The organism is uncultured Roseovarius sp. (assembly GCF_913054395.1).
Taxonomy (GTDB): domain Bacteria; phylum Pseudomonadota; class Alphaproteobacteria; order Rhodobacterales; family Rhodobacteraceae; genus Roseovarius.
Window position 1 is genome coordinate 1 of record NZ_CAJXIP010000112.1, and the last position, 11,112, is coordinate 11,112.

General features: G+C 62.5%; 10 protein-coding genes. 5 read left to right on the forward strand and 5 right to left on the reverse strand.

The window, feature by feature from the left end; genetic code table 11:
* Together QZ522_RS14065 and QZ522_RS14070 are read left to right on the forward strand one after the other, a co-directional pair.
* Window positions 1-535, forward strand: a 535-nt coding sequence (locus tag QZ522_RS14065; RefSeq protein ID WP_294612776.1) for a YcjF family protein, incomplete at its 5' end; no start/stop codon positions are given.
* Between the two features lie 30 nt (window positions 536-565).
* Window positions 566-3,280, forward strand: coding sequence for a DUF2339 domain-containing protein (locus tag QZ522_RS14070; RefSeq protein ID WP_294612779.1), 2,715 nt, complete (start codon window positions 566-568; stop codon window positions 3,278-3,280).
* Here the strand turns inward: QZ522_RS14070 and QZ522_RS14075 are convergent.
* Window positions 3,277-3,687 carry a group III truncated hemoglobin gene (locus tag QZ522_RS14075; RefSeq protein WP_294612782.1) on the reverse strand — a complete coding sequence of 137 codons (411 nt, stop codon included), beginning with the start codon at window positions 3,685-3,687 and terminating at the stop codon, window positions 3,277-3,279. The two genes, QZ522_RS14070 and QZ522_RS14075, sit on opposite strands and share 4 nt — an antisense overlap.
* Window positions 3,688-3,906: 219 nt before the next feature.
* Between QZ522_RS14075 and ileS the strand changes: the two genes are divergently transcribed.
* The gene (ileS, locus tag QZ522_RS14080) at window positions 3,907-6,900 is read left to right on the forward strand and encodes an isoleucine--tRNA ligase (protein ID WP_294612785.1); all 2,994 of its coding nucleotides are present in this window, start codon (window positions 3,907-3,909) and stop codon (window positions 6,898-6,900) included.
* 142 nt (window positions 6,901-7,042) lie between these two features.
* Here ileS and mazG read toward each other — a convergent pair whose 3' ends face one another.
* A complete protein-coding gene (gene mazG, locus QZ522_RS14085; RefSeq protein ID WP_294612788.1) occupies window positions 7,043-7,858 on the reverse strand; it encodes a nucleoside triphosphate pyrophosphohydrolase in 816 nt (271 codons plus the stop codon).
* Window positions 7,859-7,920: 62 nt separating this feature from the next.
* On the opposite strand from mazG, the gene QZ522_RS14090 reads away from it, so the two are divergent.
* Window positions 7,921-9,102 carry a M20 aminoacylase family protein gene (locus tag QZ522_RS14090; RefSeq protein ID WP_294612791.1) on the forward strand — a complete coding sequence of 394 codons (1,182 nt, stop codon included), beginning with the start codon at window positions 7,921-7,923 and terminating at the stop codon, window positions 9,100-9,102.
* A gap of 4 nt (window positions 9,103-9,106) precedes the next feature.
* Complete coding sequence (gene speB, locus QZ522_RS14095; RefSeq protein WP_294612794.1) at window positions 9,107-10,075, forward strand: agmatinase; 969 nt, start codon at window positions 9,107-9,109, stop codon at window positions 10,073-10,075.
* Between the two features lie 59 nt (window positions 10,076-10,134).
* Here the strand turns inward: speB and grxD are convergent, their stop codons facing one another.
* The 3 genes from grxD to QZ522_RS14110 all read right to left on the reverse strand — a co-directional run.
* On the reverse strand, window positions 10,135-10,497 hold the full coding sequence (gene grxD, locus QZ522_RS14100) for a Grx4 family monothiol glutaredoxin (RefSeq protein WP_294612796.1): 363 nt from the start codon (window positions 10,495-10,497) through the stop codon (window positions 10,135-10,137).
* A gap of 57 nt (window positions 10,498-10,554) precedes the next feature.
* Window positions 10,555-10,791: a BolA/IbaG family iron-sulfur metabolism protein gene (locus QZ522_RS14105; protein WP_294612799.1), complete on the reverse strand. Its 237-nt coding sequence runs from the start codon at window positions 10,789-10,791 to the stop codon at window positions 10,555-10,557.
* Window positions 10,792-10,909: 118 nt separating this feature from the next.
* Window positions 10,910-11,112, reverse strand: a 203-nt coding sequence (locus QZ522_RS14110; RefSeq protein WP_294612802.1) for a hypothetical protein, incomplete at its 5' end; no start/stop codon positions are given.

Sequence of the window (11,112 nt, forward strand, 5' to 3'; positions counted from 1 at the left end):
CCGCTGGGGCCTTGAACGCCTGCAAGAGCGCGCCCCGGAACAGTTTGACGCCGAGGCCCTGATCGGCTTGGCCGAGGCAGAGCTTTTGACCCCGCTCGATGCGCTTGCGCTGCGCGAAATCGAAACCGCCGCGCGGCAGGTGGCCACGGTCACGGCGCTTGTGCCGCTGGCCCTGGCCGACGTGATCGGCGCGCTGATCGCCAATCTGCGGATGATCCGGCGGGTGGCCGAGATCTATGGCGGGCGCGCGGGGGTTTTGGGAAGCTGGCGCCTGGCGCGCGCGGTCATGTCCCATCTGGTGGCCACCGGTGCGGTGGCGGTGGGCGATGACCTTATAAGCAGTGTCGCAGGTGGCGGCCTTGTCTCGAAACTCTCGCGCCGTTTTGGCGAGGGCGTGGTCAACGGTGCGCTGACCGCCCGCGTCGGTGTTGCAACGATCGAGGTCTGTCGCCCCTTGCCTTTTGTGCGGGGGCGCAGGCCTTCGGTAACAGGGCTCGTCAAGCGAGCGTTGACGGGACTTTTCGCCCAGGGCTAGAGTGCTGGGCGCCACTGAAAGGGCAGAGCTATGGATGCGGTTTTGGTACTATTGGCGCTTGGTGGGCTTTGCCTTTTGTTTGGCGCGGTGCCCTATCTTTTGCTGTCGCAGCGGCGGCTCAGGGAGCGCCTGGGCGCGCTTGAGGCGCAGATACGTCAAGGCGGTGTGACCCTGCCGAAAGAGGGGGCCAGAGCCGAAGCCCAGGCCGAAATCCTGCCGGAACCGGCGCCAGAGGCAGAGCCGGATCGCAGTCCTGCGGTGAGCAGCCCTTGGCCGGGGCCGCAGGAAACCCCGGCGAAAGCCGCCACCCCCCTTGCCGTTCCAGAAGGCGCCACTCCGCCGCGCGCCTTTGTGCTGCGCGGTGACAGGATTGCCGACCTGTTGCGCTGGCTGCGCGGGAACTGGGCACTGGCGGTGGCTGGTGTCTCATTGGCGCTGGCGGGGGTCTTCATGGTGCAATACGGCGTCGAAAAGGGGCTTTTGACGCCATTCTGGCGGGTCATGGGCGCGCTGGCGCTTGGTGCGGCGCTGATTGCCGGGGGCGAAGTCATCCGCCGCCGCCACGGCGATGAGGGCGGCGCGGCTGTCGGTTTGCCCTCGGTCCTATCTGGGGCAGGGGTGATCACGCTGTTTGCCGCCGTCCTTGCGGCACGTGCGCTTTACGGGCTGATTGGCCCTGACATGACGCTTGCCGGATTGGTGGGGGTCGCGGTGGTGGCCATTGTGCTGGGCTGGTTCTATGGCCCGGTATTGTCGGCGCTCGGGCTGGCCGGGGCAGGGGCCGCGCCGTTCCTTGTGGGCGGATCGTCCGATGTGCTCTGGCTGTTCTATTACTACTACGCCTTGCTGGCCCTTGTCGGGCTTGCCGTCGATGCGGTGCGCCGGTGGGCGTGGATTTCGGTGCTGGCGCTTGCGGTGGCGGTAAGCGGGGCCAACCTGATTTATATCGGGGATGCGGGGGCGCTTCATTATCTGGTGTTCTGGGCGCTGGTCAGCGTCTTTGCCCTGCTTGTTCCGGAGCATCGCTTGATTCCGACGCATGCGGGCAACTCGGTCAGTCGCCGCATCATGAGCGGCGGGGATTTCCCGGAGTTTCCCACACGCCTGGCCGTGGCGATGATCGCCCTGAGCAGTGTGGCGGCTGTCGCCGTCGCGCTGGATGCACGTGATGCGGTGACCGTCTGGCTGTCGCTTGGGCTTTTGGCGGCGATGATTGTCTCGCTTGTTGCGGGTACGGCGCGCGCGCCCGCGCTTGAGGATCTGCCGGGCGTTCCGGCGCTTGCGGGCATTGTTCTGGTGACGCTTGAAGGACTGGAGCGCGGCCCGCTCTGGTCCGTGTTTCGCGCAGGAGCCGACCGTTTGCCGGAAACCCCGGCCCCGATGACGGCAAGCGTGCTGATGCTGGGCGGGGCCGTGACATCCTGGCTTTTCGCGCTCAGGATGCGACAGGCGGGCGGTGCGGTGCCATCAATCCTCTGGGCCCTCGGGGCGGCGGTGGCCGGGCCTTCTCTGGCACTGATCCTTGAACTGTGGTGGCAGCCGGGAGACGTGATCGGCGGCTATCCTTGGGCGCTGCATGTGCTTGGTATGGCTGCGGTCATGGTCTGGTTCGCGACCCGCGCGACCCGTCTTGTCCCCGAAACACGGCTCTGCTCGGCGCTGTTCGCAGGCAGCGCGATAGTCCTGATCTCGCTGGCGCTTTTTGTGATGCTGAGTGCGGCGGCGCTTACGCTGGCGCTTGCGGTGATGGTGCTGGTGACGGCGCTGATCGACCGGCGGTTCAACCTGCCGCTTCTGGGCGGTATCGCACAGCTTGGCATCGCCGTGATCGGCTATCGCCTTATCCTTGATCCTGGCATCGGCTGGGCGGTCTATGTCGCCGGGGTCTCGGATGTGATCCTGAGCCACGTCGGGCCGCTGGTGCTTTTGTCGGCCGCCTGGTGGGTGATGGCGGCGCGCGCGGGCGGTGTTACGCGGATCGTGATCGAAAGCGCGATCTGGACCATCGCTGCGATTTTCGCCAGCGTCTTGTTACAGCGCCAGCTTGGCGGTCTCGGTGCCATGGGCCATGCCGGGCTTGGCCTGATGGCGACGGTCTGGCTTGTCACGGCCATGGCCCAGCTTTACCGCCTTCAGGTCGGCGGACGGGCCCTGCGCGCGTTCCGGATCACCCTTGCGCTTGTCATGGGGGCCGTGGCGGCGTTCATGCTTGGCGCGCAGGCGGTCATGACCAACCCGCTGGTGCCGTTCATGTGGCGCAAGGAACTGGTCACCGGCCCGGTGATTTTCGACAGTCTGGCGGCGGCTTACCTGCCGGTTGCCCTGGTCTTTGCCGTGGCGGCCCGGATGCTGGGGCATATGCCGCGCGCCATGCGCCGGACCTTTGTGGTGCTCGCCTCTGCCTATGGCGCCTGGTATGGCGCGCTGGAAATCCGGCGGCTCTGGCAGGGGCGTGATCTGTCGGTGCCGGGCGTCAGCGACGGCGAATTATATAGCTATACCCTTGCCTTGATCGCGGTGTCGGGGGCGCTTTTGTTGCTGGCGCTTCTGCGCCGCTCCGAAACCCTGCGCCGTTTGGCGATGGCCGGTGTGGCACTGACCGTGGCCAAGGTGTTCCTGGTCGATATGTCAGGCCTTGCGGGGCTTGTGCGGGTGGCATCCTTCCTTGGGCTCGGCCTTAGCCTTGCCGGGCTGGCATGGCTCAACCAGCGCATCGCGCGCCACATGGCCAAACCTGCGGGCTAGCGCAGCTTGGGGATGCCGCCGGGCAAGGTGGCGCGATCCACCACGCCTGCACGCAACGATCGCCCGATACGATGCGCAAGCGCCGACCACGCCGCCGCCTGTTGCGGGCTCAACTCGCGCTCAAGCGTGCGGTCAAACAGCGCGAGCCAAGTGGAAAACATCCCCGGCTGAACGTTGCGGGCCTTGATGTGTGCCTCCATCGGGCTGCCGTCATAGACCCGTTCATGCAGGATCGAATTGGCCCAGAAATCGGCGACCTTCGCCTCATGTGCGGGCCAGTCGGTGACATGTGCGGCAAAGACCGGGCCAAGACCGGGATGCTCGCGCACGGCGGCATAAAAGGCGGCGACGACCCGCTCGATCTGTGCGCGGGTGATGTCGAAACGTGGGGGCAGGGCGTTTGTCATATCCCTTATGTGGCGCGCCTGCGGGCGCAACGCAATCCCCCCTCTGGACGAGGCTGTCCGGCAGGCCTATAAGGCGGCCATGATGACACGCACAGCGATCATTATTCGAATTACATGCCCGGCGCTCTGATCAGATCGAGCCGCCGGGACAAGGCGTATGAGCAAGCGCGCCGCCCCTCATCCAGATTGATGCAAGACCAGTGATAAAGGACGCCCGCAATGTGCGCCGACACCACCCAGACGCCTGATTACAAAACCACGCTGAACCTGCCGCAAACCGATTTCCCGATGCGCGCGGGCCTGCCCAAACGCGAGCCGGAATGGCTTGATCGGTGGGCAAGGATCGGCGTCTATGACCGCCTGCGTGGCAAATCCGAAGGGCGCAAGCCCTTTACCCTGCACGACGGGCCGCCCTATGCCAACGGTCACCTGCATATCGGCCACGCGCTTAACAAGATCCTCAAGGATATGGTGGTGCGCAGCCAACAGATGATGGGGCGCGATGCGCGCTATATCCCCGGCTGGGATTGTCACGGGTTGCCGATCGAATGGAAGATCGAAGAACAGTACCGCGCCAAGGGCAAGGACAAGGACGAGGTCGACATCGTCGATTTCCGCCAGGAATGCCGCAAGTTTGCCGAAGGCTGGATCGACATCCAGCGCGACGAATTCAAGCGCCTCGGCGTGACCGGCACCTGGGATAAGCCCTATCTTACCATGGATTTCCGCGCCGAACGGTTCATCGCCGAGGAATTCCAGAAGTTCCTGATGACCGGCGTGCTTTATCAGGGGTCCAAGCCCGTGATGTGGTCGCCGATTGAACAGACCGCCCTGGCCGAGGCTGAGGTCGAGTATCACGACAAGGAAAGCTTTACGATCTGGGTGAAGTTCAAAGTGAGTGAATTCTCAGTTGGTGCTCCCGTTGTCGCTGACCAACTAGATGGAACTTTGAGCGATAAAGCCAAGGTACAGTATCAAGGTGCCGATGACCTGAAGGGCGCCTTCATCGTGATCTGGACCACCACCCCCTGGACCATGCCAAGCAACAAGGCCGTGGTGTACGGCGAAAACTTTGCCTATGGCCTCTACGAGGTGACCGGCACGCCCGATGAAAGCTGGGCCAATGTCGGCGACCGCTTCATTCTGGCCGACAAGCTGGCCGGGGATGTGATGGCGCGTGCCCGTCTTGAGGACGGTATGTACACCCGTGTCCGCGACGTCACTGCTGACGAACTTGCGGGCCTTTCATTGCAACACCCGCTGGCTGGTGTCGAAGGGGGCAATGGCGAATGGGATGACCTTCGCGATTTCCGCGCCGCCGATTTCGTCACCGATGACGAAGGCACCGGTTTTGTGCATTGCGCCCCAAGCCACGGGATGGAGGAATTCGAACTTTACCGCGATCTTGGCATGCTCGAACAGGTGATCACCTATAACGTCATGGAAGATGGCCGGTTCCGCGATGACCTGCCTCTGTTCGGCGGCAAGGCGATCCTCAAGCCGAACGGCAAAGAGGGTGATGCCAACAAGGCGGTGATCGACAAGCTGGCCGAAGTCGGCGGCCTTCTGGCGCGCGGCAAGATCAAGCACAGCTATCCGCATTCCTGGCGCTCCAAGGCGCCGGTGATCTATCGCAACACGCCGCAATGGTTTGCTGCCATCGACCGCGCCGTTGGCGACGGCCAGGACGAGTATGGCACGACGATCCGCGAACGCGCACTCAATTCCATCGACCAGCTTGTGACATGGACACCGAAAACCGGGCGCAACCGGCTTTATTCGATGATCGAGGCGCGGCCCGACTGGGTTCTGTCGCGTCAACGCGCCTGGGGCGTGCCGCTGACCTGTTTTGTCAAAAAGGGGGCGCTGCCGACCGATCCCGATTTCCTGTTGCGCGACGAAGGTGTGAACGCACGCATCCTTGCAGCGTTTGAGGCCGAGGGCGCGGATGCCTGGTATAAACCCGGCGCCAAGGAGCGCTTCCTTGGCAACGATCATGACGCCGATCAATGGGACAAGGTCGATGACATCCTCGATGTGTGGTTCGATTCTGGCTCGACTCACGCCTTCGTGCTGCGCGACCGCGCGGATGGCTCCGAGGACGGCATGGCCGATCTTTACCTTGAGGGCACCGACCAGCATCGCGGCTGGTTTCATTCCTCGATGCTTCAGGCCTGCGGCACCATCGGCCACGCGCCCTATCGTGGGGTGCTGACGCATGGGTTCACGCTCGACGAGAAGGGCAACAAGATGTCCAAATCCGTCGGCAATACCGTCTCGCCCGAGGATGTGACCAGGCAATATGGCGCCGATATCCTGCGTCTCTGGGTGGCGCAGGCCGATTACACCGCCGATCTCCGGATCGGGCCGGAGATCCTGAAAGGCGTCGCCGACAGCTATCGACGGTTGCGCAACACGATGCGCTTCATGCTGGGCGCCCTGGCACATTTCGACGAATCCGACCGAGTTGAAGCCGCGGATATGCCCGAGTTGGAACGCTGGGTGCTGCATCGCCTCGCTGATCTCGACCAGAAGGTGAAGAGCGGCTATCAAGCCTATGATTTCCAGGGTGTTTTCCAGCAGATATTCAACTTTGCAACGATCGAGCTGAGTGCGTTCTACTTCGATATTCGCAAGGATGCGCTCTATTGCGACGGAGACACCGCGCGCCGCCGCGCGGCACGCACGGTGCTTGACCTGCTGTTCCACCGCCTCACCACATGGCTCGCGCCAGTGTTGGTCTTCACCATGGAAGAGGTCTGGTTGGAACGGTTCCCCGGCGAAGAAAGCTCGGTGCACCTGACCGATATTCCCGACACGCCCGCCGCCTGGCTTGACACTGACCTGGCGGACAAATGGTCGCATGTGCGCGCCGCGCGCCGCGTGGTCACCGCAGCCCTCGAGGTGCAGCGCACCGACAAGGTGATCGGCGCCAGCCTGGAGGCCGCTCCGGTGGTTCATGTCCGCGAGGCAGATATGCTCGCGGCGCTGAAATCGGTGAATTTCGAGGATGTCTGCATTACCTCCGACATCCAGCTCACCGGCGACCCGGCCCCCGCGGAGGCTTTCCGGCTTCCCGAGGTGGAAGGCGTCACAGTGGTGTTCGAGCGCGCAGACGGAGAGAAATGCCAGCGCTGCTGGAAAATCCTGCCCGATGTGGGCCGTCACGCTCATCCCGGTACCTGCAAGCGCTGTAACGACGCGCTCGCGTAACCTGTGATGTCGCAGCTGTTGAACCGGCTGGATTTGGATATTTAGAGCAAGAAGAAGTCAGGGCGACGCGCTTTATCTTCTTCTTGCTTCAAATATCCCCGCCGGAGGCTCCTGAATGGGCGGCAGGCGAGGTGCCCGCCGTCTATCGGCGCTCTTCCGTCTTGGCGCGATCCCAGAGCGTGTCCATCTCCGCAAGGTCAGACTGCTCCGGGGTTTTGCCCTGCTCGGCCAAAAGCGCCTCGATCCGGCCAAAGCGGCGGGTGAATTTGGCATTGGCGCCGCGCAGGGCGGCCTCGGGGCAAAGGTTCATATGCCGGGCCAGATTGGCCATCACGAAAAGCAGGTCGCCGAATTCTTCCTCGATCTTGTCCTGCGGCAGGTCGGCGGCGGCCTCCTGCAGTTCGCCAACCTCTTCGGCGATCTTGTCGAGCACCTGACCGACGTCGGGCCAGTCAAAGCCCACCCGCGCGGCGCGTTTTTGCAGCTTGACCGCCCGCAATAGCGCCGGCAGCCCCTGGGCCACGCCATCCAATGTCCCGGTCTGGGACTGAGCCGCGCGCTCGACCGCTTTGATCGCCTCCCAGTCGCGGGTTTGCTGTTCGGCGGTTTTGTCGCGGGAGTCGGAGCCAAACACATGAGGGTGGCGGGCGACCATTTTGTCGGAAATCGCGTTGGCCACGTCATGGACATCAAACAAGCCGCGATCTTCGGCGATCTGTGCGTGAAAGATCACCTGCAACAGCAGATCCCCAAGCTCGCCGCGCAATTCGCCCCATTCCCCGCGCTCGATTGCATCGGCGACCTCATAGGCCTCTTCGATCGTATAGGGCGCGATGCTGGCGAAATCCTGTTCGATGTCCCATGGGCAGCCCGTTGTCGGGTCGCGCAGGGCGCGCATGATGTCAATCAGCCGTGGCAGGCCGCCTTTGGGGTCGCGAATAAGGGTGTCATCAGGCATTGCGGTGCTCTCGTCTTTGGGATTGAGTGGACCCTGACGTGTGAGCAAAAGGATGTCCAGAGATGGCCGTGATCAATCGCATTGCCGGCTTTGCCGATGACATGACTGCCTGGCGCCGACATTTGCATGAAACCCCGGAATTGGGCTTTGACTGTCACGATACGGCGCGCTTTGTGGCCGAGCGGTTGCGCGACTTTGGCGTTACGCAGATCGAAGAGGGCATTGCCACCTCGGGCGTGGTGGCGGTGATCGAGGGGCGTGGCGCGGGGCCCTGTATCGGCTTGCGCGCGGATATGGACGCCCTGCCGATCCACGAGACGACCGGCGCCGTGTGGGCCTCGAAACGGGCGGGCAGGATGCATGCCTGCGGCCACGACGGGCACACCACGATGTTGCTTGGCGCGGCACGCTATCTTGCCGAGACCCGCAACTTCGCAGGTCGCGTCGCGCTTATCTTTCAGCCTGCCGAAGAGGGGCCGGGCGGCGGTCAGGTGATGGTCGAAGAGGGCATCATGGAGCGTTTCGGTATTGATCAGGTCTATGCCCTGCATACCCTGCCGGGTGTGCCTGCGGGCAGGTTTGAAACCACGCCGGGGCCGATCATGGCGGCGGTGGATACGCTGCACATCGAGGTGATCGGGCAAGGTGGCCATGGCGCCATGCCGCACGAAACCCGTGATCCGGTGGTCGCGGCGGTGGGTATCGTGCAGGCGATCCAGACCATTGTAAGCCGCAACCGAAATCCGCTGGATGATCTGGTGATTTCGGTCACGCAGATCCACACCGGCAGCGTTGATAACGTGATCCCCGAGACCGCCTATATCAACGCCACGATCCGCACCTTTACCCCCGAAGTCCAGCAGATGGTGCATCGCCGCCTGCACGAGGTGGCCGAGGGGCAGGCGGCCTCTTACGGGGTGCGCGCCGAGGTCCGGATCGAGCTTGGCTATCCTGCGACCCGTAATGACGACGAAAAGACAAGGTTCGCGGCGGAGGTGGCGCGCGATGTCGTTGGCGACGACGCGGTGATCGAGGACCGGCCGCGCGAAATGGGGGCCGAGGATTTCTCGTATATGCTTGAGGCACGCCCCGGCTCTTATCTGTTTCTCGGGCAAGGTGAGGGTCCCGGCCTGCATCACCCCGGATTTGATTTCAATGACGCGGTCGCCCCCGTGGGCGCTTCGTTTTTTGCGCGCCTGGTCGAGCGGGCGCAACCGCTGGACCCGGTCGGACAAGAAGGATGATATGATGGCACTTGAAGATGCGAAAACACAAGTTGATCAGGCGTTTACAAGGCAAAGCTTGCGTGGATTGAGTTTTGAGAACACCTTTGGCGGTGCCACCTCCTTTGCCCGGCGACGTTATAGCAAGGAATTAAACGGCGTCGATGTGGCAATCACCGGAGTGCCCTTTGATCAAGGCGTCACCAATCGCCCCGGCACGCGGCTTGGCCCGCGCGCGATCCGCGAGGCAAGTGCATTGCAGGTGTTCGATCCGCCCTATGGCTGGGGCGGCTACGATCCGTTGAGTGCGCTGAATATCGTCGATTATGGCGATCTGGCATTTGATTATGCCAATGTGCCTGCCTTTCCCGGCGCCCTGACGAATCATATCCGTGGTATTCTCGATGGGGGTGCCGCGAGCATTTCCATTGGGGGGGATCACTACATTTCCTTCCCGATTCTAAAGGCTTACGCGGAAAAGTTCGGGCCGCTGGCCCTGGTGCAATTCGATGCCCATTCCGACACCTGGGTCGATGATGATATGGATCGGGTCGATCACGGCACGATGTTTTACAAGGCGGTCAAGATGGGGCTGATTGATCCCACGCGCTCGGTTCAGGTCGGTATTCGGACTGAGAACCCGGATACATTGGGTATCACCACCATTGACGCGCGTGCGGTCCATTCGGATGGGCCGGAAAAAACAGCACGTAAAATCAAGAAGGTAGTAGGCGATGCTAATGTTTACATGACCTTCGATATCGACTGCCTTGATCCGGCCTTCGCGCCGGGAACCGGCACGCCGGTCTGGGGCGGGCTAAGTACGGCGCAAGCGGCAATCATCCTGCGCGACCTTGCGGGCATCACCCTTGTCGGGGGCGATGTGGTCGAGGTCTCTCCGGCCTATGACACGACGGGCGCCACGGCGATTGCCGGGGCACATGTGGCGATGGAGATGCTCTGCCTCTGGGGGTGGACCCGGCGCAAAGAATAAGGCGGCCACCTCTTCCGGGGGGCCGCCTTGTATGCGGGGTCGGGAAAGCCTGGTGACTATCAGGCGTTGGCTTCGCGGATCTTGTCGGCGGCCTCTTTGTCAAACGCGACGCCGGATTTCTCGAACAGGTCGTCAAGCTCGCCCGAGAGGGTCATTTCCGTGATGATGTCACAGCCGCCGACAAATTCGCCTTTGACGTAAAGCTGCGGCACGGTGGGCCAGTCGGAATAATCCTTGACGCCCTGGCGGATCGCCTCGTCGGCGAGGACGTTCACATCGGCATACTCCACCCCCATGAAGTTGAGAACACCGGCAACGCGCGACGAGAATCCGCATTGCGGCATGTCCTTGGTGCCTTTCATGTAAAGCACGACGTCATTGGCTTTTACGGTTTCTTCGATCCGGGTCTTTGCATCAGTCATTTGGAACGTCCTTGTCATCGGGCCGCCTCAGCGAAGCGGGAGAAAAGTGGCAAGCCCCTAATCGGGCGCTTTGGTGGTCAGGGCAAGCGCATGGATCACGCCATTCGGCCCGTCCATCTTGCCCTTGAGGGCGGCGTAAACGGCTCGCTGTTGCTGAACGCGGTTCAGCCCGCGAAAGCTTTCATCGATCACCTCGGCCGAAAAATGCACGCCGTCGTCACCCTGTACGGTGATCTTGGCATCGGGGAAGCTCTCGCGGATCAGCGCTTCGATGTCTGAGGCTAGCATGGCCATTGGGGTCGTCTCCTGTCTCTTTGTCTATGATGTAGATGCGCAGGGGCAGGGCTGCAAGAGGAAGAACCGACCGACACAAAGTGAGGGTCGGTTCAATATCGATTGCAATGGATGCCTATTAGGCGACCGATGCGGCAAAGCTGCTGCGATAGATAGCGGCCAGTTCTTCCAGAGAGGCCTCTGATGCGCCGAATTTGACCACGTCGCCGGTAAAACGACCAACTGTGGCGATTGGAACGCCAGCCTGACCAGCCTCTAGCAGCAGGGCTTCGGCCTGGTCAAAGTTACAGGCGACCAGATAGCGGGCCTGATCTTCGCCAA